We start from the raw sequence: 20,671 nt of genomic DNA, 5'->3' as shown, positions 1-20,671 counted from the left end.
CGCGGAGACGGCCGCGCCCCTACCCCGCCATACGCTGCGCCAGCCGCCATCGCGCCAGCAGCGCCCGCAGCGCCGCCGGGTTCACCGGCTTGTTGAGCAGCTGCACGGTCTTCTCGCGCGCCGCCTCGCGCAGCGCCGGCGAGCGGTCGGCAGTGATCAGCACCGCCGGCGTCTCGCTGCCGAGCCGCCAGCGCAGCACCATCACCGCGTCGAGGCCGTTGCCCTCGTCGAGGTGGTAGTCGACCAACAGCACGTCCGGCGTCATGTCGCGCAGCGCCGCCCGCGCGTCGTCCAGCGACAGCGCGGTTGCAACCTTGCAGCCCCAGTTGGAAAGCAGCGCCACCATGCCGTCGAGGATGGCCGGCTCGTTGTCGACCGCCAGCACCGACATGCCCGCCAGCGGCGCATGCACCGGCGGCAGCGGCGGCGCCGGCAAAGCGAGGTCCGGCAGCGCCGACACCCGCGGCAGCTCGACGGCGAAGGTCGAGCCCTCGCCCGGCGTCGAATCGAGTCGGATGCGGTGCTGCAGCACCCGCGCCAGCCGCTCGACGATCGAAAGGCCGAGGCCGAGCCCGCGCGCCACCCTTGCCCCCTGCTCCAGCCGCTGGAACTCCTTGAAGATCAGCTTCTGCTGCTGAGACGGGATGCCAAGGCCGGTATCGTGCACCTCGATGCGGGCCCGGCCCCACTCGCGACGCACCCCGACCAGCACCCGTCCGCGCGGGGTGTATTTGATGGCGTTGGAGACCAGGTTCTGCACCAGGCGGCGCAGCAGCCGACGGTCGGAGCGCACCACGATCGAGGTCGGCACGAAGGTGAGCCTCAGCCCCTTCTCGGCGGCGAGCGGGGCAAAATCGGTCTTGAGCTGCTCGAACAGGTCGCTGAGGCGGAACACCCCCATCTCCGCCTTGAGCGCGCCGGTGTCGAGCCGGGAGATTTCGAGCACGGCGCCGAGGATCTCCTCCACCGCGTCGAGCGAGGCGTCGACATTGCGGACGAGCCGCCCCTCCTCGCCCTCGCCCGCGGTGCGCTCGACCAGCGCCGAGGTGTAGAGCCGCGCGGCGTTGAGCGGCTGCAGCACGTCGTGGCTGGCGGCGGCGAGAAAGCGGGTCTTGGAGATATTGGCCTCCTCCGCCACGGCTTTGGCGCGCTTCAGCTCGACGTTCAGCCGCGTCAGCTCCTCGGTGCGCTCGTGCACCCGCCGCTCCAGCGTCTCGTTGGCGCGCTCCAGCGCCTCGGCGGCGTTGACGCTCTCGGTGATGTCGGTGAACGTCATCACCACGCCGCCGTCCGGCATGCGGGCGGCCCGCGCCTCGATCACGATGCCGGCGCCAGGCATGCGCTCCTGCACGGTTTCCAGCTTGACGGTGTAGCGCTCGATGCGGTCGGCGACGATGGCCTCGACCTCCGCCGGCGTCAGCCCGCTGGCGATGGCCTCGAACCGCACCAGCTCGTCGAACCTGACGCCAAGCCGCATCACGTCGCGCGGAATGTCGAGCATCTCGCCGAACCGCCGGTTCCAGCAGATCAGCCGCATATCCTTGTCGAACACCGCGATGCCCTGGCGGACGTGGTCGAGCGCGGTCTGCAGCACCTCGCGATTGTAGTGGAAGGCGGCGGAGGCATCGTCGAGCAGCTTCAGCGCCGCCTTGGTCGACACCGTGCGCTTGCGCAGCAGCAGCGACAGCACCAGGCGCGACGACGCCGCCCCGATCGCCGACGACAGCAGAAACTCGGCGTAGCGTAGAAGGTGGATGTCGGCCTCGCGGTGGGGATCGAGCGAGATGCGCCGCGTCTCGGCAAAGCTCTCGAACGACCGGCGGGCGCGCTCCTCGCCGAGATAGCGCGCCACTGTGGCGATCAATTCGCCGATGGTGAGCGAGGTGCGCCACAGCCGAAAACTGTGGCTCATCGCCACCGCCTCGGCGTCGACGAACACGTTGGCCTGCAACTGCTCGATCGGCAGCGCCGACCGCGTCAGCGACGAGCACACGAAGCAGGCGATGTTGGCGCCGAGCGACCACAGCACGCCGTGGGTGAGCGGGTCGATGTTGAGGCCGAACAGGCCCTGCGGCTTGAGGAAGAACAGGCCGAACGGCCCGTCGTTGAGAATGGAGGGGTCGACCAGCCCGGCGGCGACGAAGGTCGGCAGCAGCAGCGTGTAGCCCCACACCAGCGTGCCGACCACCAGCCCGGCGATGGCGCCGCGGGCGTTGGCGCCGCGCCAGAACAGCCCGCCGAAAAACGCCGGCGCGAACTGCGCCACCGCCGCAAACGCCAAGAGGCCGATCTGCGCCAGCTGCGCGGTGCCGGCGGTGCGGTAATAGAAATAGGCCAAAGCCAGCGTCACCAGGATGGCGATGCGGCGGGTCGCGAGCACCACCCGCGCCATGTCGCCGGCGTCGCCCATCGCCACCGCGGCGCCGTGGCCGTGGCCGGCGGCGTTCTCCGCGTTCAGCCGGCGCCGCAGCATCAGCGGCATCACCAACCCGTTCGAGACCATGATCGAGATGGCGACGCTCTCGACGATCACCATGGCGGTGGCGGCGGAGAGGCCGCCGATGAACGCGACCAGCGCCATCAGGTCGGAGCCGACCGACAGCGGCAGCCCCAGCACGAACATGTCGCTGTCGAGCGTGTTCGGCGGAAAGCTGATCAGGCCGGCGATCGCCACCGGCACCACGAACAGGTTGATGAGAACGAGGTAGAGCGGGAACAGCCACGCCGCGCGGCGCACCTCGTCCTCGCCATTGTTCTCCACCACCGCGACGTGGAACTGGCGCGGCAGCAGCAGAATGGCGAAGAACGACAGCAGCGTCATCGTCACCCACGGCCCGCCGAAGCTCTCCGCCCGCAGCGGCGCGATCAACTCGGGGTGCTGGGCGGCACGGCCGAACAGGTCGCTCGGCCCGTCGAACATCACGAACACCACGAAGATGCCGACGGCGAGGAAGGCGATCAGCTTGACCACTGATTCCGTGGCGATCGCCAGCATCAGGCCTTCTTGATGCTCGGTGGCGTCGGTGTGGCGGGTGCCGAACAGCGTGGCGAACAGCGCCATCAGGATGGCGACGAACAGCGCAAGATCGCCGAACCAGCCTGCGCTCGCCGGCATGTGGACACCGAGATAGCTGAGTATGGTGGCGAGCGAGGACGACACCGCCTTGAGCTGCAGCGCGATGTAGGGCACCACCGCGATCACCGCCACCACCGTCACCAGCGCCGCCACGGTCTGGTTCTTGCCGTAGCGGGCGGCGATGAAGTCGGCGATCGAGGTGATGTTCTGCGCCTTGGCCAGCCTGAGGATGCGGATCAGCAGCGGCCAGGCGAAGCCGATCATGATGATCGGCCCGATATAGATGGCGAGAAAATCGAAGCCGGCGTGGGACGACAGCCCGACCGAGCCGAAGAACGTCCAGCTGGTGCAATAGACCGCCAGCGACAGCGGATAGATGAAGCGGCGCGAGCGGCGCTCGACGTCGCGGGCCTTGAGCCGGTCGCCGAAGCTGGCGATCAGGAACAAAAGGCCGATATAGCCAACCGCCAGCGCGACGACGACCCAACCTTGCAGCATCGCGTCTCCTGCCTCACTCTGCGCTGGCTCGTCCCGCCGCGCCGGCCCCGCCGGTACGCCGGGCGGCGGCCGGGGCAACGTCACCACGCCACCGCCGGCCTGTCCAGTGCCCGCCCCGCCGGCGGCCGGGCATGCTTCGGGAGGGAGGTTGACGCGATGGCGCTGTTGGATCTGTTTCGCAAAAAGCCCAAGGCCACCGGCCGCGCCGCCTTGACCGACTGGCTGGACAGCCGCGCCGCCCATCTCACACAGAAGGGCATCCACGACTATTCCCGCGCCCGCGCCGGCACCAACTGGCAGCAGATCTACTCGGAGCCGATCTTCCTGGAGGCGCTCGACATCGCCCGCTGGCGGTCCTACCCGATCGGGCTGCGGCTGGTCGGCGAACTGGCGGAGGGCGCGCTGCGGCCGCACGCGCCGGCGCCGGCGGCGCTGCCGGAGGCGGTGGCGGCCTGCGCGCTCGACGCCTTCGACCGCCACCCGGTGTTCCCGGCCATCGCCGCGGGCGAATGGGCGTCGATGCGGGCGGAGCTGCGCGCATCGCTGGTCGCGGCCGGGCTACATCCGCCCAAGCCGGTCAAGGACATCGCGGTGCCGGTGGGCGACACCATCTTCGCGCTGATGCCGATGCACCCCACCATCAAGCAGCAGGACTCGCTGATCGTTCGCAACCAGCTCCGCACCGGCCTGATCGCCCTCCACGAGGAGTTCACCGCCACCTTCGACCTTGAGGCACTGGCGGCGGCGCTGGCGCCGCTTTCGTAGGGTGCAATAGCAAAGCGTATTGCACCGGCCGAGGCGGAATACGCTTCGCTATTCCGCCCTACGCGCTTTCAACCTCGTCGTCCCGGGCGAGGCGCAGCCGAGACCCGGGATCGTTTTCAGAAAATCCTGCAACCGATCCCGGCTCGCGCGCCGGATGCTCCGCATCCCGACGCTTGGCCGGGATGACGCCTCAGCTGAAGTGTCTCACCACCCCACGCCGGGGGTCTGGGCTTGGCGCTGCTTCATCATGCGCTGGGAGATCTCGACCGCCTGGCCGAAGGTGGCGAGGCCGCGCATCTCCATCATGTTGAGGAGCTTCACCCACAGCCGCGCGGTGGCGACGGCGTCGCCGAGCGCGGTGTGGCGGCCCTTGACGTCGACGCCGAGCCGGTGGGCCATCGCCGACAGCGAATGGTCGGGCTGGTCGGGAAAAACGTGGGCGGCGAGCAGCAGCGCGTCGAGCACCGGATTGTCGAACGCAACCCCGGCCTCCGCCTCGCGCTTGGTCAAGAACGCCATGTCGAAGGCGATGTTGTAGGCGACCAGCACCGCGTCGTCGGCGAACGCCTTGAAGCGCGGCAGCGCCTCGCGCGCGGCGGGCTGGCCCGCCACCATGTCGGCGGTGATGCCGTGGAACTTGATCGAGGCCGGCGGAATAGTACGGCCGGGATCGATCAGCTGCTCGAAGGTCTCGCCGGTGAGCAGGCGGCCATTGACCACCCGCACCGCGCCGATCGACAGCAGCTCGTCGCCGCCGTCGGGGTCGAGGCCAGTGGTTTCAGTGTCGAACACCACGAACGCCATCTTGCGCAGCGGGGTGTCGGCGAGGCTGGTGCCGGCCGGCTTGAACAGGTCGAAGTCGTAGAATTCCGGCCGCGGCGCGATCCGCTCGATCGGGCTCGCCGCCGGCGCGGTGCCCTCGGCGGTCTCGGTGAAGGTCAGCACGTAGCCCGACACCTCGCCGGAAGGCTCGTGGACCAGGCCGAGCCGCGCCTTCAGCCAGATGTCGGCGTCGAGCGTCGGCACCACGCAGCGGTGGATCCGCAGCACCGGACTGGCATCCGACGCGGAGCGGCGCAGCATCTCAAGGGTCTGGCGGATCGGCTCCTCGGCCAGGACGCCGAACAGCGGCCGGTCGAGCCCGAGCCCGGCCGGGCGGTGCAGCAGCCGCCGCGCCGCCTGATTGTAGAGCAGGATGCGGTGGTCGAGGTTGCACACCACCACGCCCTCGGCGAGGTCGACCAGGATCGCCTCCAGCCGGCTGCGCTGCTCCTCGGCCCGCTTCGTCGCCGCGGCGATGGCGGCGGCGGTGACCTCGCGCGAGGTCTGAAGCTTGCCGAACAGGCCGTCGATATCGGCCGGCAGCGTGCCGAGCGCGTGCCCGCCGGCAAGGTCGAGCGCGCGCGGCTGCGGATTGTCCTTGAGCAGCCGCAGCTCGCGCGTCAGCGCCTCCAGCGGCAACACCAGCTTGGCCCGCAGCAGCAGCCAGCCGGCCGCGCCGGCCAAGAGGCCGCCGCCGGCGACCACCGAGACGTGCAGCCCGGCCTGCGCCGGCGGCACCCCGGCGGCGTGGGCGACGGCGAGGATGGCGGCGGTCGCCACCGCGGCGCCGGCCACGCTCAGCCCGCCGACCACCGCCAGTACCAGCGTGCGCGGCTGCATCCCCGGCTCCTTTTGCCCGCGAAACCCTGCGCCCCGGCCCGAACAGGTGCGCGCGCGACCATCGTACAAGGTCGAATTGAGCCGAGTCGACCGCTCCCGCATATTGTTTCGGGAGTAACGATATGCTGCAGGCCAACGTCACGCCGCTGATCGCGCTCGACGCGGTGGCGCTCGAGTGCGAAACCAGCGACGTCGACCCTCTGCACGCCCGGTTGTGCCGGGTCAGCGCGGTGCGCATCCACGCCGGCCGGCTGACCGCCGACTGCCTGGACATCACCGTCGCCCCGCCGGCCGCCGGTGCCGCCCTGCCCGATCTCGCCGGCATCGCCGCCCGGCTCGACGGATTTCTCGGCACCGCGGTGGTGATCGGCCACAACATCGGGTTCGACCTCGCCGTGCTGGCGGACGAGTGCGCCCGCGCCGGCCTCAACCGCGCGCCGCCGCGGGCGCTCGACGTGCGGGCGCTGGCTGAGGTGGCGCGGCCCGACCTCGCCGGCTATTCGCTCGACATCCTGGCCGGCTGGCTCGGCCTCGCCAACGCCGCCCACGCCAGCGCGCCGGACGCCGCCCGGCTGGCCGCGGAGATCTTCCTGGCGTTGGTGCCGCACCTGCGCGAGGGCGGCATCCGCACCCTGGCCGAGGCCGAGCAGGCCTGCCGCCACCTCATGGCGGCGCGCGAGGCCGGCCACCGCGGCTTTCTCGCCGCCGACCTCGCCGCCGGCCGGCTCGACGCCGAGCGCACTTTCGCCCGGCTCGACAGCTACCCCTACCGCCACCGCATCGAGGAGGTGATGTCGGCGCCGCCGCTGTTCACCGCCGCGACCACCCCGGTGGCGGCGGTGCTGCGCGAGATCGTCGAGCGCCGCATCTCCTCGCTGTTCGTCGCCCCGCGCGGCGCCGACCCCGCTGCCGGCCCGTTCGACGCCGATCAGGTCGGCATCGTCACCGAGCGCGACCTCGCCCGCGCGCTGGCCGAGCACGGCGCCGCAGTGCTCCAGGCCGAGGTGGCAGCGATCATGAGCGCGCCGCTGGCCGCGGTGCCGGCGGACGCCTTCGTCTACCGCGCCATCGGCCGCATGGACCGCCTCAGGGTGCGCCACCTCGGCGTGGTCGACGATATCGGCCAGATTGTCGGCGCGCTGTCGGCGCGCGATCTTCTGCGCATGCGCGCCCGCGATGCGGTGTCCCTCGGCGACGAGATCGACGAAGCGCCGGACGTGCCGGCGCTGGCCAAGGCGTGGGCCAAGATCGCCTCGGTGGCGACCGGCCTGGTGTCCGAGGGCGTCGGCGCCCGCGACATCGCCGCGGTGATCTCGCGCGAGCTCGGCGCGCTGACCCGCCGCGCCGCGGTGCTGGCCGAGCAGCGCATGGCCGCGCGCGGCCGCGGCGCGCCGCCCTGCCGCTACGCCGTGCTGGTGCTGGGCTCGGCCGGGCGCGGCGAAAGCCTCTTGGCGATGGACCAGGACAACGCCATCCTGTTCGCCGACGGCGCGCCGGACGGCCCGGCCGACCGCTGGTTCGCCGAGCTCGGCGCCGACCTCGCCGACATCCTCCACGTCGCCGGCGTGCCGCTGTGCAAGGGCGAGGTGATGGCGCGGTCGCCGGCTTGGCGCGGCAGCGTGGCGACCTGGCGCGAGCGGGTGCGCCACTGGATCACCCGGTCGCGGCCGGAGGACCTGTTGTCGGTCGACATCTTCTTCGACCTGCGCTGCGTCCACGGCGACGCCCGTCTGGCGCGCGAGCTGTGGCTGGACGCCTTCGACGCCGCCCGCGGCCAGGTCGGCTTCGCCAAGCTGTTGGCCGAGGCCGGCGGCCACGGCCAGCCCGGCCTCAGCCTGTTCGGCGGCTTCAAGACCGACGCGGGCCGCATCGACCTCAAGAAGACCGGCCTGTTCGCCATCGTCACCGCGGCGCGGTGCCTCGCCATCCGCCACCACGTGGTCGAGCGCTCGACCCCGGCCCGGCTGGCCGGGCTGCGCGGGCGCGGCCTCGGCGGCGAGCGCGACCTCGACCACCTCGCCGAGGCGCAATCGACCCTGCTCCAGGCGATCCTTCACCAGCAGATCGAGGACGTCCACGCCGGCCGCCCGCCCGGCAACGCCGTCGACCCCGCCCGGCTCGACCCGGCGCTGCGCGAGGCCCTGAAGGAGGCGCTTCGCGCCGCCGCCACCGCCGACGATCTGGTCAAGACGCTGCTGTTCGCCGGGGGGCGGTGAGACGAATTCTCGGTCTTGCGGAAACGAGCGGTGCGGTTCCGGCACCTGTTGTCGTCGTCCCGAGCGGGGCGAAGCACAGACCCGGAACCGTATGCAGAAAAGACGTGCATTCTGCTGACGGTCCCGGCTCGGCGCCGGGAGCTCCGCATCCCGCGCCATCCGGGACGACGGAGGGAAAGTCTCAAAACGACGGTCAGCCGTCGATCGGGAAGGTCGCGGCGATGGCCCAGGCGAAGATGGCGGCGTTGGCGACTGCGGCCACCAGCGGCTCGCGGGTCTTGTCGAACACCCAGCGGCTGATCAGGCCGAACACCACGAACATCGCCACCATCACCGGCGCGGTGATGACCAGGAAGAACAGCCGCGGCGGGTTGAGCGCCACCGCCAGCCCGAGTGAGAGCAGAAAGCACGCCTTGGTCAGCGCATAGGCGCCGCGCGGGGTGCGGGTGCCGCGCAGCAGCCACTCGTCGGCGATGAAATAGACCAGCGTGCCGGCGAACATCGCGAAGATCAGCGGCACCCGCTCGGCGACCGGCGCCATGTTGGAGATGTAGGCGTTGACCGGCCAGCCGATGGCGAACAGGCCGTACAGCGTCACCGCCACCAGCGCGAGCGCGAACCGCCAGGGCGACAGCCCGAGCCGGGCCGGCGCCGGCAGGCCGAGCCGTCGGCGCAGCAGCCACAGGCCGGCCAGCGTCAGGACGCCGTACACCGCGAAGTGCATGTAGAGGTATTCGCCGACCAGGATCGACAGCGTGCCGACCGGCGACGCCCACAGGATGAACGGCGTCAGGATCGCCGGCACCAGCGCGACGTTGAACAGCTGCGCCCAGCGCAGGGCGGGCCTGGCCCGCGGCGCCGACACCCGCGGCAACAGCCCCGCCAGCGGCTTGGCCAGCGCCAGCAGGCCGCCGAACAGCAACAGGAACGACCAACCGCGGGCATCGATCGGGCCGGTCTGGTCGCGGCCGAACACCTCGTTCAGCCAGTCGCGGGCTTCGGCCAGGCTGGTCGGGCTGTAGAGCACGGCGATGTGCTCGACCCCCGGCGCGACGGCGACGCGGCGGGCGGTGCCGCGCTCGAAGCTGCCATAGGTGACGTCGGCCTCGGCCGGGCGGCCACCGAGCGTCACCGCCACCGCGCGGTAGGCCTCCTTCATCAAATGCGGGTCCTCGACCGCGCCGACCACCACCAGCAGGTTGCGCGGGCCGGTGGCGTCGGCCTCCGGCGAGAACAGCGAGATCGCCACCGTCGCGGCGATGTCGGGCCTGAGCTTGGCAGTGCGGGCGACCAGGTCGGACGCCATCGAGTGGCCGAGCAACGCCACCCGGCCGTCGACGCCCGGCAGCGCCTTGGCGTAGTCGATCACCTTGTCGAGCTCGGGGATCAGCTTGGCGGCGCGGGCGTTGCGGTCGACCAGGCCACCGGCCAGCGAGGTCGGGTTGCGACCGTGGCCGGCAAAATCGAACGTAACAGCTACGTAGCCGCTGTTCGCCAGCGTGACCGCGAACGGCTGCATCAGTTGCTGGGAGCCGGCAAAGCCGTGTGCGATCACCACCGCCGGCGCCGGCCCGGCCGCCGCCGGGCGGAACACCGTGACCGGGGTGTCGCCGAGCTGGAGGTGGCGGACCTCGAGCCCGCTGGTGGCGGACACCAGCTGCCACAGCGCAATCGCGATGGCGAGCAGCGCCGCAAGCGTGGTCGCCAGCAGGCGAAACCACGCCGGCAGCGGCTTCGGGGCATAGCGCACCGGCTCGAATTCGACTCGCCCGTCGGCCTCGGCATTCATGGGTTGGAACGAATGCGCCGGCTCACGGCTGCGATCAAGGGCAAGGTTGGCAGGAGCAAGGTGGCAAGGACCGGTTTGCCGATCAGCGCTGCGCCGGTCGGGCTGCTGATGGATGGAGGTGGGAGCTTTCGGGCTGCGCGAGGAGACGGACCCAGTTTCGTCACCGGCATCTACCTGAAAAAGGAATGTGGCGCAGCCACGGCACGGGCCAAGCCGCCGACACGCCTGCCACGGGCTCGGACAACACGCCGGCCAATTTCCTAGCGAGCGGCGACGCCTGCCGTCCAACGCCCCTACGCCGCGTTCGTTTCCGAAGATCGGCCGCGCCGCCGGACACGTTGGCGCACCACCTCAACGCGTCATCTTCGGGCGAGGCTCGCGCATTAACCTGAGCGCGTCATCCTCGGGCGAGCCAGCGCGCAAACCTCGACCTGTCATCCGCGGGCGAGGGACCCTCAACCCGTCATCCTCGGGCGAGGGAACCCCAACCCGTCATCCTCGGGCGAGGCTTTGCCGAGACCCGAGGATCCATGATCCGCGACCTGATGCCGTTCGCCGTCACGCCGGCCGCGGCGAATATCCCACAAGCCTCGCGGATCATGGGTCCCCTTTCCGACCGTCCCCGGCGGTCGCCGGGGACGACAGGTCGAGCCTCGCGCGCCACCTCAGCGCGTCATCCTCGGGCGAGCCCAGCGCGCAAACCTCGACCTGTCATCCGCGGGCGAGCCCAGCGCACCACCCTCGCGTCATCCCCGAGCGAGGGAACCCCAACCCGTCATCCTCGGGCGAGGCTTGCCGAGACCCGAGGATCCATGATCCGCGACCTGATGCCGTTCGCCGCCACGCCGGCCGCGGCGAATATCCCGCAAGCCTCGCAGATCATGGGTCCCCTTCCCTCGCATCGCTTCGCGATGCTCGCCGGGGACGACAGGTCGAGGCTGTGAGGGAACCCCAACCCGTCATCCTCGGGCGAGGCTTTTTGCCGAGACCCGAGGATCCATGATCCGCGACCTGATGCCGTTCGCCGCCACGCCGACCGCGGCGAATATCCTGCAAGCCTCGCGGATCATGGGTCCCCTTTCCTCGCATCGCTTCGCGATGCTCGCCGGGGACGACAGGTCGAGCCTCGCGCGCCACCTCAGCGCATATTCGTCGGGCGAGCCCAGCGCGCAAACCTCGACCTGTCGTCCTCAGGCGAGGGACCCTCAGCCCGTCATCCTCGGGCGAGGGAACCCCAACCCGTCATCCTCGGGCGAGGCTTTTTGCCGAGACCCGAGGATCCATGATCCGCGACCTAAATGCCGTTCGCCGCAACGCCAGCCGCGGCGCATTCCCCACAAGCCTCGCAGATCATGGGTCCCCTTTCCGACCGCCTCCGGCGGTCGCCGGGGACGACAGGTCGAGCCTCGCGCGCCACCTCAGCGCGTCTTCGTCGGGCGAGCCAGCGCGCAAACCTCGACCTGTCGTCCCCAGGCGAGGGACCCTCAACCCGTCAGCCTCGGGCGAGGCTTTGCCGAGACCCGAGGAACCACGACCCGCGACCGAAATGCCCTGCCACGCCGCCCCCCACCCCGAAAGAGAGCGCCCGCCGTGCGGCATCGCCAAACGCAAACGCCGCGCTCGGATGCCGGCGCGGCGGGTGGTCAGAACACAGTGTCGGACGGATTGAGACTGTTGGAAATGGCGGCGCCCGATCCCTTGCGAAAGGGATGGTGCCCAGGAGAGGACTCGAACCTCCACGGCTTTCACCACTGGTACCTGAAACCAGCGCGTCTACCAATTCCGCCACCTGGGCCCGCGCGAGCGGTGGCGGGTTGGTATGCTGCCCATGGGATCTTGTCAACGGACCTTGGCGGCAACGGCTGGGGATAGTTTGCCCGCGCCTCGGCACAGCGCCACGCCTCTTACCTTCCGTCAATGTTGGCGATGAATCGAAACGTTGAATAAACGGTTCCTTATCCCGCTGCCGCGACAATACGATGAAGTAGATCAGGCACAAATGCGGACAGCACCATGCTTGCAGCGACAGCGCGGGACACCCTGATCCTCGATCTTGAGGACGCCATTGTTCGCGGATCGGACGACAAGCGGACGGAAGCGCTGCGGCGCATCGCCGATTTGTTTTTTGCCGGCGCCGAAGCCTACGACGAACAGCAAATCGCACTGTTCGACGACGTGATCGGCCGTCTCGCCGGCGCCATCGAGGACGCCGCACGGGCGGAACTCGCCGTCCGAATCGCCCCGGTGGAAAACGCCCCGCCGCGGCTGATCCGCCAGCTCGCCAACGACGAATCGATCGAGGTCGCCGGCCCGGTGCTGAGCCAGTCGCCGCGCCTCACCGACGACGACCTGATCGACGTCGCCCGCACCAAGAGCCAGGCCCACCTGCTCGCCATCTCCGAGCGCGACGCCATCTCGCCGCCGGTTACCGACGTGTTGGTGGCGCGCGGCGACCGCGGCGTCATGCACTCGGTAACCGCGAACACCGCCGCTCGCTTCTCCAATGCCGGGCTCGCCAGCCTGGTCGAACGCTCGGACGAGGACGAGGCGCTGCAGATGGCGATCGGGCGGCGGCGCGACCTGCCGCCCCAGCTGTTTCGCACCCTGATCGCCACCGCCACCCAGGCGGTGCAGAAGCGCCTGCTGGCAGTGGCCAACCCGCGCGACGCCCGCGAGGTGCAGCGCGTGCTCGCCACCGTCGCCGACCGCATCGGCGCCGCGGTGGCGCCGCAGCGCCGCGACTACACCGCCGCCCGGCACACGGTCGAGGAACTGCGCGCCCGCAACGCGCTGAGCGAGGCCCGGTTACAGGCGTTCGCCAGCAAGGCCATGGTCGACGAGCTGGTGGTGGCGCTGGCGGTGATGACCGGGGTTCCGCTCGACGTCGCCGAGCGGGTGATGCTCGGCACCCGGCCCGACCCGGTGCTGATTCTCGGCAAGGCCGCCGGCTTCGCTTGGCCGACGGTGCGCGCCCTGGTGCTGGCCCGGCCGGCCGGCAGCACCATGGTGCCCGCGGCGCTGGAGCGGGCGCTCGCCCACTTCGAGAGCCTGTCGCTCCAGACCGCGCAGCGGGTGGTGCGGTTCTGGCAGGTGCGCCGCGACAGCGTTACCGTAGCGGCGGAGTGATCCGAATTTTCGGCCGATCAGGCCGAGTTTGGTATCCCGTCGCCGGAAAAACCCATTCGACCCAGACTTTTCGGCGAGATTGTTGCCGGGATCCCGAAGGGATCATCCGGAAACCGCATCAAGCGTGCGCCGGAACGACAGGTAGCTCGGCCGGCGCCCGGCGACGATGGCCTTGGCCTCGTAGCGGGTCCCGGGCCAGCCGGCCCACGGCAGCCGCCAGTCGTCGGCGCGCTCGGCGGTCCAGGCGAAGCCGGGGTGGCGCCCAAGATGGGCCAGCGTCCATTCGACATAGCTGTCGATATCGGAGGCGAACCGGAACAGCCCGCCGGCCGTCAGCGCGCGGGCCATCAGCGCCACGGTGTCGTCGGACACGAACCGCCGCTTCCAGTGCCGGGTCTTCGGCCAGGGATCGGGATAGAGCAGGTCGACGCCGGCGAGCGAGCCGGCCGGCAACCAGTGGAGAAGGCCGAGCGCGTCGCCGTGGTAAAGGCGGATGTTCTGCCGCGGCGCCGCCGACAACGCCGCCAGCATCTTGGCCATGCCGTTGACGAACGGCTCGACGCCGATGAAGCCGACCTCGGGATGGGCGTCGGCCTCGTGCAGCAGGTGCTCGCCGCCGCCGAAGCCGATCTCCAGCCGCACCGCGCTGACCGGCGCCGGGAACAGCGCGCCAAGGTCGGCCGGTGCCGGCTGCGCGAGGTCGAGCGCGCGCTCGGGCAGCGCGCTCGCCATCAGCTCGGCTTGGCCGGCGCGCAGCCGGTGGCCCTTGCGGCGGCCGAAAAAGGCGCCGCGGCGGGCGAGCCCCTCGCCGCCGCGGATGTCGTCGTCAGTCATCACAGTCATCTTGGCAGCGTCTTCCGCAAAATGGAGCCAATTCTGCGGACGAGAACGCGACAAACCAACAGGCTGGAAGCCGGCCCGAAGGCCGGCTCTGGCTCACGCCACCGCGCGGCGCAACGCGTCGGCGAGGTCGGTGCGCTCCCACGAGAACCCGCCGTCATCCTCCGGCGCGCGGCCGAAATGGCCGTAGGCCGAGGTGCGGGCATAGATCGGCTTGTTGAGCTCGAGCTGGGTGCGGATGCCGCGCGGCGACAGGTCCATTGCGTCCGCCAGCGCCTTTTCGATCACCGCCTCGGAGACATTGCCGGTGCCGTGCAGGTCGACATAGAGCGACAGCGGCCGCGACACGCCGATGGCGTACGACAGCTGGATGGTGCAGCGGTCTGCCAGTCCCGCTGCCACCACGTTCTTGGCAAGGTAGCGCGCGGCATAGGCCGCCGAGCGGTCGACCTTGGTCGGGTCCTTGCCGGAGAACGCGCCGCCGCCGTGCGGGGCCGCGCCACCATAGGTGTCGACGATGATCTTGCGCCCGGTGAGGCCGGAGTCACCGTCCGGGCCGCCGATCACGAACTTGCCGGTCGGATTGACGTGCCAGACAGTCGATTTCGACACCCAGCCTTCCGGCAGCGCCGTCAGCACGTAGGGCTCGACGATGGCGCGGATGTCCTGCGACGTCTGCGTTTCGTCGAGGTGCTGGGTCGACACCACGATCTCGGTCGCCTCGACCGGCTTGCCGTTCTCGTAGCGAACGGTGACCTGGCTCTTGGCGTCGGGGCCGAGCGTCGCAGCGGCGCCGGAACGGCGCGCCTCGCTCATCAGCTTGAGGATGCGATGGGAATAATAGATCGGCGCCGGCATCAGCTCGGGGGTCTCGCGGCAGGCATAGCCGAACATGATGCCCTGGTCGCCAGCACCCTCGTCCTTGTTGCCGACCGAATCGACGCCCTGGGCGATGTCGCTGGACTGCGAGTGCAGCAGCACCTCGATGTCCGCGGTCTCCCAGTGGAAGCCGGCCTGCTCGTAGCCGATGTCCTTGATGGCGAGCCGGGCGATGTGGGCGATCAGATCGTGGGTGATGGCCTTGGGGCCGCGGGTCTCGCCGGCGATCACCACGCGATTGGTGGTGGCGAGCGTCTCAGCGGCCACGCGCAACTGGCGCGGGTCCCAGCCATAGGTCGGGCCGAGGCGAAAGAAGGCGTCCACCACCTCGTCGGAAATACGGTCGCAGACCTTGTCCGGGTGACCCTCGGACACCGACTCGCTGGTGAAGAGATAGCTGTTTCGGGACACGGCAAGCACTCCGGCGCTGCGCAGGCCCGGCGGGGCCTGCTGGTGGCCCGACCCAGACGCCCGCCCCCGCGGACGCAGCCGATGTCGGCCCACAAGCTACTTTTGAGTCTGCGGACGAAACGGTACCGACGCTTGGCAATAACGCTTGTCACTGACGTTTGGAAAAGCCGGCGCACCGCCACTTCCCAGCGACAACTCCGCGTGGAACTCGGCGACGAAGCCGTTCCCCAAGCGTCGCCTTTCAAGCGTCGACTTGTCGAGCGTCACATTTCGAGCGTCGGCGTTCACCCGCAGGCTGAGACCATACGCGCTCTACCGGGGAAGCATGCGCGCTGCGCGGTTGTCGCAGCGCGCCAAGCCGCGGTCAAGTGCCGCCGGACGTTTCGTTCGGAGTATCGAACGCGGCAGCCGCCGCTCAATTCGCCAGTTCGGCGTTCTGCTCGCCAAGCACCTCGACCAGCTCGACGATCCGGCGGCGCACGCGGGCATCGCGGATGCGGGTGAAGGCGCGGGTCAGCGACAGGCCTTCAGCCGTGGAGAGGAACTCAGAGACGTAGGGCGGCGAAGACCCTTCTGCGAAACCGACCTCGGACCCGTCGATTTCGGGAGCGCCCTCAAAGAAGAAGGACACCGGCACGCCGAGGGTCTTGGAGATCTGCTGAAGCCGACTGGCGCCGATCCGGTTCGTCCCCTTCTCGTACTTCTGCACCTGTTGAAACGTGATACCGAGCGAATCCCCGAGGCGCTCTTGGCTCATCCCGATCATCATTCGGCGCATGCGAACGCGGGCACCGACATGCTTATCAACGGGATTGGGAGACTTTGCAGACATGATTCGTATTCTTTCCATCCGACCGCAAGCCGTTACGCGCGGTCGCTCCTGCAGGTAAGTGTGTCACATTCCGAAACAGATCAACCTCAAGAAGTGAGAATGTGATCACGGGTGAGGCCTCTATAACGCCAATTCGCGCGGAAAGAAACACCGCAGAGTCCGCAACCCTCGGAAGGACCGCCCGATATTTGAATGACTTACCCCATGGTTTGCACGATCTCTAGCTGAGCTTGGCTGTGCTGGCGGCCTGTTGCGCGCGACGCGTGAAAATAACAATCAAAAGTCCGCTGCACCATAAAGCAGCAGGGATAGCATCGGATAATTGCGCATAGAACGGCGCAGCAACCGACTTCGGCAGATCGGCGTCGAGAATGCCTTCCATTCCAAGGTCGAGCCGGGCAACCACGCGGCCGAGCGGGTCGACGACCCCTGAGATTCCGGTATTGGCGGCCCTCACAACCGGCATACCTTCCTCGATAGCCCGCACCCGCGCCTGGGAAAAATGCTGATGGGGACCGGCCGTATCTCCGAACCAGCCGTCATTGGTCAGGTTCAGCATCCAGGTTGGCCGCGGCCCGCCCGGCACCGCATTGCCGGGAAAGATCACCTCGAAGCAGATCAATGGCAGCGCCAGCGGCGCACCGGGCACGACCAGCGCGCGGCGGCGACTGCCGGCCGAGAACCCGCCCTGGACACGGGTAAGTTGCTCGAGCCCGAGCGACTCCAGCGTCGCCTGGAATGGAAGAAACTCGCCAAACGGCACCAAGTGCACCTTGTCGGCGGTGGCAATGATGGTGCCGCGCGCGTCGACGATCTGCACCGCGTTATAAACATCGTATCGCCGCGGCCCGAGGTCGGGGCGCTCCTCGGCGCGGGCGGCGCCGGTGACCAGCACCGCGCCCTCCGGCAACAGCTCGGCGATCTTGGCGAGCACATCCGGCTCGCGGCTGAGAAAGAACGGGAAGGCCGATTCCGGCCAGATCAGGTGGGTGATCTTCGGCCGTGCCGGCCCGGAAAGGTCGCCGCTGAGCTTGAGGTAATGCGCCATCACCGCGTCCTTGGCGGCGTAGCGGAATTTCAGATCCTGCGGCAGGTTCGGCTGCATCAGCCGCAGCCGGACGCCCTCCACCGTGCCAACCTCGGTGGTGGCAAGGCGCACCGCGCCGAACGCGAACAGCCCGGCGAACACCGCAGCGCCAAGGCCGACCCAGCGCCATGGCCGAGCGGTGTCGCGCGGCGCATCGCCCAGCACCGCCGGCAGCGCGCCGAGCGCGACGGCCAGGAAGGTGAGGCTCCACAGTCCGCCGAGCGCGGCGCCCTGGGCAAGCCGCAGGTCCTGGGCCAGCGCGTAGCCGAAGCTGTTCCACGGAAAGCCGGTGAGGATGTGGCCACGCAGCCATTCCGCAGCGGTGAGCCCGACCGCCAGCGCCAGCACCCGGGCCGGGCCGGGCAGCCACAGCGCCCGCGCCAGGGCCGTTCCGGCCGCGGTGAACAACGCAAGGCCCGCCGGCAAGCCGGCAACCGCCACCGGCAGCAGCCATGCGAACTTGTCGGCATCGACCAGGAAGGCCATGCCGACCCACCACAGCCCGGCGAGGAAGTAGCCGAAGCCGAACCACCAGCCGATACCGGCCGCAGCTTTGATGCCGCGGCCGCCGCCGCTGCCGGCGCCGTCGATGAGCCAGACCAGCACCGGAAAGGTGAGGAAGATCACCGGCCAGGCGACAGCGCCGGTCGGCGGCATCGCCAACGCGGTGGCGGCCCCAACCACGAACGCCGACAGCGCGCGCGAGCGTCCCCACGCCAGCGTGAAGCGGTGGGCAATCGCCGCAGCAATCACGAGCGCACGACCATGTCGTCGCTGGTCCGGGCCGGCCCACCCGGCGGGAACTCGCCGGCCGGTTCGGCCGGGATGCGGTCGCTGGCGGGGGCGATCTTGAGGCGCTTGACCCGGCGCGGATCGGCGTCCAGCACCTCGAACTCATAGCCCGGCGGCCCAGGCAGAATCTCGCCGCGCACCGGCACCCGCCCGGCCAGCGTGACCAGCAGGCCGCCCAGCGTGTCGACATCCTCGGCGCCCTCCATCGAGGCGAACGCCTCGCCGAAGGTTTCGCGCACCTCGTCGAGCCCGACCCGAGCATCGGCGATCCAGCTGCCGTCAGGCTCCTGGGTGATGCTCGGCCCGATCTCGTCGTCGTGCTCGTCCTCGATGTCGCCGACCACCTGCTCGACCATGTCCTCGATCGAGACCAGGCCATCGCTGCCGCCGTATTCGTCGATCACCAGGGCGAGGTGGACGCGGGTCGCCTGCATCTTGACCAGAAGGTCGATCGCCGGCATCGACGGCGGCACGAACAAAATGTGGCGGAGTAGGCCGGTTTCCGCCAACGGCTCGCTCAAATCGAGCGCGGCGACGTCGTAGCCCGCGCGCCGGGTGCGGCGGCTGTCGTCGCCTGCGCCTGCCTCCGCGCCTTTCCCCCCGCCCTCGCCGGTCTGGCTGGCGCGATTGGTGAGGTAGGCGACGAGATCGCGGATGTGAACCATGCCGACCGGATCGTCGAGCGTCTCGCCATAGACCACGAGGCGGGAATGGACGGCGTTGGCAAACACCTTGAGCAGTTCGCCAATCCGGATGTCCTTGGCCACCGCCACGATGTCGGCGCGCGGCACCGCCACGTCGCCGACGCGCAGCGTGCGCAAGCCCAGAATGTTCTTGAGCATTGCCCGTTCTTCGGGCGTGAAGTCGGACGAGGTCGGCGCCCCGTCTTCCAGCACTTCCTCCAGATCGTCGCGCAGGGAGTAAGACGGCTGCTTCAGGCCAAGAAACGCGCGCAGGCGCTCGAACAAACCCTCCCCGCTCTCGGACGACGGTGCAAGGGAGGGCGGAAGACTTCGGGTCTCAGTGGTGTCTGGCATGGTTGGTCAATCGGCATCGCGCACGGCATAGGGATCAGCAATGCCGAGCGCGGCAAGAATGTCCCGCTCGGCCGCTTCCATATGTTCGGCGTCCTCGGTGTCGAGGTGGTCAAACCCCAGGAGGTGCAGCACCCCGTGCACGACGAGGTGCGAAAGATGGTCGGAGATCGACTTGGCCTCGGCCGCGGCTTCCGCGGCCGAGGTCTCGAACGCGACCGCGATATCGCCGAGCAGCACCGGTGCGCCCGGCACGCCAAATGGCGGCGCCGGGAACGACAGCACGTTGGTCGGCTGATCCTTGCCGCGGAAGTCGCGGTTGAGTTGGCGGATGGCGGCGTCGTCGACGAGCGCGATGCTGACCTCCGCGGGCGTCGGTGCATCGGGCACGGCCGCGAAGGCGGCCTCGGCGGCCCGAGCGACCACCGCGGCAACCTCCGCCACCTCGGCCCAGCGCAGACAGTCGACGCTGAGTTCGGTGTCGAGCCGTTGCGCCGGGCCCGGCGCGCCGCAATTCTCAAGCGCCGGACCCGGTCCTCGTGGTTTGAGACTTGGCTTCATACTTGGTTTCAGGCTCAATCTTCTGGCTTGTTCCGGACCTGGCGCTGTCAGCGCCCTGCCCCCTTGCGTGCGCCGGCGTTCGAGCGCTTGACGTCGCGGGCGTCGTAGGCGCCGACGATGCGCGCAACCAGCTCGTGGCGGACCACATCCACCGCGCTGAACGCCACCTGCGAAATGCCTTCGATATCGCCCAGCAGGTCGACGGCCTCGACCAGACCCGAGGTCTGGCCATCCGGAAGATCGATCTGCGAAGGATCGCCGGTCACGATCATCCGCGAATTTTCGCCCAGCCGGGTCAGGAACATCTTCATCTGCATCGGCGTGCAGTTCTGCGCCTCGTCGAGGATCGCCACCGCGTTGGCCAATGTCCGACCGCGCATGAACGCCAACGGCGCGATCTCGATCTCGCCCGACTGCAGCGCGCGCTCGACCATGCCGCGCTCCATCAGGTCGTAGAGCGCGTCATAAACCGGACGGAGGTAAGGATCAACCTTTTCGCGCAAATCGCCGGGCAGGAAGCCCAGCCGCTCGCCGGCCTCGACCGCGGGCCGCGACAAGATGATGCGGTCGACCTCGCGCCGTTCGAACAGATGAACGGCGTGGGCCACCGCCAGCCAGGTCTTGCCGGTGCCGGCCGGGCCGGTTGCGAACACCAGGGTCGAGCGCTTCAGCGCCCGGATATAGGCGTCCTGCACCGGGGTGCGCGCCCGCACCACCCGCTTGCGCAGGCGGATTTCGGCCGAGGCCCGCCGCGCCGCCGCCTCGTCCTCGAACAGCGAGCCCTGGGCGGTGACGAGGCGGATGGCGCCTTCGACGTCGCCTTGGCTGAGGTCGTGGCCATCGCGCAACAGCTCGTAGAGCGAAACGAGCACCTGGCGGGTCTGCTCGCACGATTCCGCCGGTCCGGCGATGGTGACGTGGTTGCCGCGGCTGTCGGCGGTCACGCCGAGCCGGCGCTCGATCAGCGCGAGATTGCGGCCGTATTCGCCGAACAGCGCGCTGGCCAGCCGGTTGTCGTCGAACTCCAGCACGACGTGGGTGCCGTCACCGCGACCGTTGTCCAGGGCAACGAGGTCGAGCCCTGTCTGGCCGCGCCGGCCGCT

At 69.6% G+C, this 20,671-nt stretch carries 14 protein-coding genes and 1 tRNA gene; 4 read left to right on the top strand and 11 right to left on the bottom strand.

Annotated elements, in window-relative coordinates; genetic code table 11:
• Positions 1-19: 19 nt before the first annotated feature.
• Entirely contained in the window at positions 20-3,574 is a 3,555-nt protein-coding gene (locus BVIR_RS03100) for a hybrid sensor histidine kinase/response regulator (RefSeq protein WP_055036386.1), read from the bottom strand.
• Positions 3,575-3,730: 156 nt separating this feature from the next.
• On the opposite strand from BVIR_RS03100, the gene BVIR_RS03095 reads away from it, so the two are divergent.
• The gene (locus BVIR_RS03095; protein WP_055036385.1) at positions 3,731-4,339 is read left to right on the top strand and encodes a hypothetical protein; all 609 of its coding nucleotides are present in this window, start codon (positions 3,731-3,733) and stop codon (positions 4,337-4,339) included.
• 204 nt (positions 4,340-4,543) lie between these two features.
• Here the strand turns inward: BVIR_RS03095 and BVIR_RS03090 are convergent, their stop codons facing one another.
• A complete protein-coding gene (locus BVIR_RS03090; RefSeq protein WP_055036384.1) occupies positions 4,544-6,001 on the bottom strand; it encodes an exonuclease domain-containing protein in 1,458 nt (485 codons plus the stop codon).
• 122 nt (positions 6,002-6,123) lie between these two features.
• On the opposite strand from BVIR_RS03090, the gene BVIR_RS03085 reads away from it, so the two are divergent.
• A complete protein-coding gene (locus BVIR_RS03085; RefSeq protein ID WP_055036383.1) occupies positions 6,124-8,217 on the top strand; it encodes a DUF294 nucleotidyltransferase-like domain-containing protein in 2,094 nt (697 codons plus the stop codon).
• A 193-nt stretch (positions 8,218-8,410) separates the two neighbouring features.
• Here BVIR_RS03085 and BVIR_RS03080 read toward each other — a convergent pair whose 3' ends face one another.
• Complete coding sequence (locus BVIR_RS03080) at positions 8,411-10,006, bottom strand: alpha/beta fold hydrolase (RefSeq protein ID WP_082416622.1); 1,596 nt, start codon at positions 10,004-10,006, stop codon at positions 8,411-8,413.
• An 812-nt stretch (positions 10,007-10,818) separates the two neighbouring features.
• Between BVIR_RS03080 and BVIR_RS17300 the strand changes: the two genes are divergently transcribed.
• On the top strand, positions 10,819-10,950 hold the full coding sequence (locus BVIR_RS17300; protein ID WP_257720204.1) for a hypothetical protein: 132 nt from the start codon (positions 10,819-10,821) through the stop codon (positions 10,948-10,950).
• A gap of 766 nt (positions 10,951-11,716) precedes the next feature.
• On the opposite strand, the gene BVIR_RS03075 is transcribed toward BVIR_RS17300, so the two are convergent.
• A tRNA-Leu gene (locus BVIR_RS03075) sits at positions 11,717-11,801 on the bottom strand.
• A gap of 218 nt (positions 11,802-12,019) precedes the next feature.
• Here BVIR_RS03075 and BVIR_RS03070 point away from each other — a divergent pair.
• Entirely contained in the window at positions 12,020-13,132 is a 1,113-nt protein-coding gene (locus BVIR_RS03070) for a DUF2336 domain-containing protein (RefSeq protein WP_055036382.1), read from the top strand.
• A gap of 102 nt (positions 13,133-13,234) precedes the next feature.
• Here the strand turns inward: BVIR_RS03070 and BVIR_RS03065 are convergent, their stop codons facing one another.
• The 7 genes from BVIR_RS03065 to BVIR_RS03035 all read right to left on the bottom strand — a co-directional run bounded on the left by BVIR_RS03065 (position 13,235) and on the right by BVIR_RS03035 (position 20,632).
• Complete coding sequence (locus BVIR_RS03065) at positions 13,235-13,966, bottom strand: tRNA (guanine(46)-N(7))-methyltransferase TrmB (RefSeq protein ID WP_055036381.1); 732 nt, start codon at positions 13,964-13,966, stop codon at positions 13,235-13,237.
• Between the two features lie 102 nt (positions 13,967-14,068).
• Positions 14,069-15,262, bottom strand: coding sequence for a methionine adenosyltransferase (gene metK, locus BVIR_RS03060; RefSeq protein WP_055038639.1), 1,194 nt, complete (start codon positions 15,260-15,262; stop codon positions 14,069-14,071).
• A 415-nt stretch (positions 15,263-15,677) separates the two neighbouring features.
• Positions 15,678-16,094: a helix-turn-helix domain-containing protein gene (locus BVIR_RS03055; RefSeq protein ID WP_055036380.1), complete on the bottom strand. Its 417-nt coding sequence runs from the start codon at positions 16,092-16,094 to the stop codon at positions 15,678-15,680.
• A 220-nt stretch (positions 16,095-16,314) separates the two neighbouring features.
• On the bottom strand, positions 16,315-17,934 hold the full coding sequence (lnt, locus tag BVIR_RS03050) for an apolipoprotein N-acyltransferase (protein WP_055036379.1): 1,620 nt from the start codon (positions 17,932-17,934) through the stop codon (positions 16,315-16,317).
• Positions 17,931-19,010 carry a hemolysin family protein gene (locus BVIR_RS03045; RefSeq protein WP_082416620.1) on the bottom strand — a complete coding sequence of 360 codons (1,080 nt, stop codon included), beginning with the start codon at positions 19,008-19,010 and terminating at the stop codon, positions 17,931-17,933. Before BVIR_RS03045 ends, lnt begins: the two co-directional genes overlap by 4 nt.
• A gap of 6 nt (positions 19,011-19,016) precedes the next feature.
• Positions 19,017-19,433 (bottom strand): rRNA maturation RNase YbeY, encoded by a 417-nt coding sequence (gene ybeY / locus BVIR_RS03040; RefSeq protein WP_236823675.1) that lies wholly within the window; start codon positions 19,431-19,433, stop codon positions 19,017-19,019.
• A gap of 182 nt (positions 19,434-19,615) precedes the next feature.
• Positions 19,616-20,632, bottom strand: coding sequence for a PhoH family protein (locus tag BVIR_RS03035; RefSeq protein WP_055038637.1), 1,017 nt, complete (start codon positions 20,630-20,632; stop codon positions 19,616-19,618).
• Between the last annotated feature and the right edge of the window lie 39 nt (positions 20,633-20,671).

Source organism: Blastochloris viridis (assembly GCF_001402875.1).
In the GTDB taxonomy this organism is placed as follows: Bacteria; Pseudomonadota; Alphaproteobacteria; order Rhizobiales; family Xanthobacteraceae; genus Blastochloris; species Blastochloris viridis.
The sequence above is the reverse complement of the archived record's forward strand: the minus strand, read 5'-3'. Positions and strand labels throughout refer to the sequence as shown.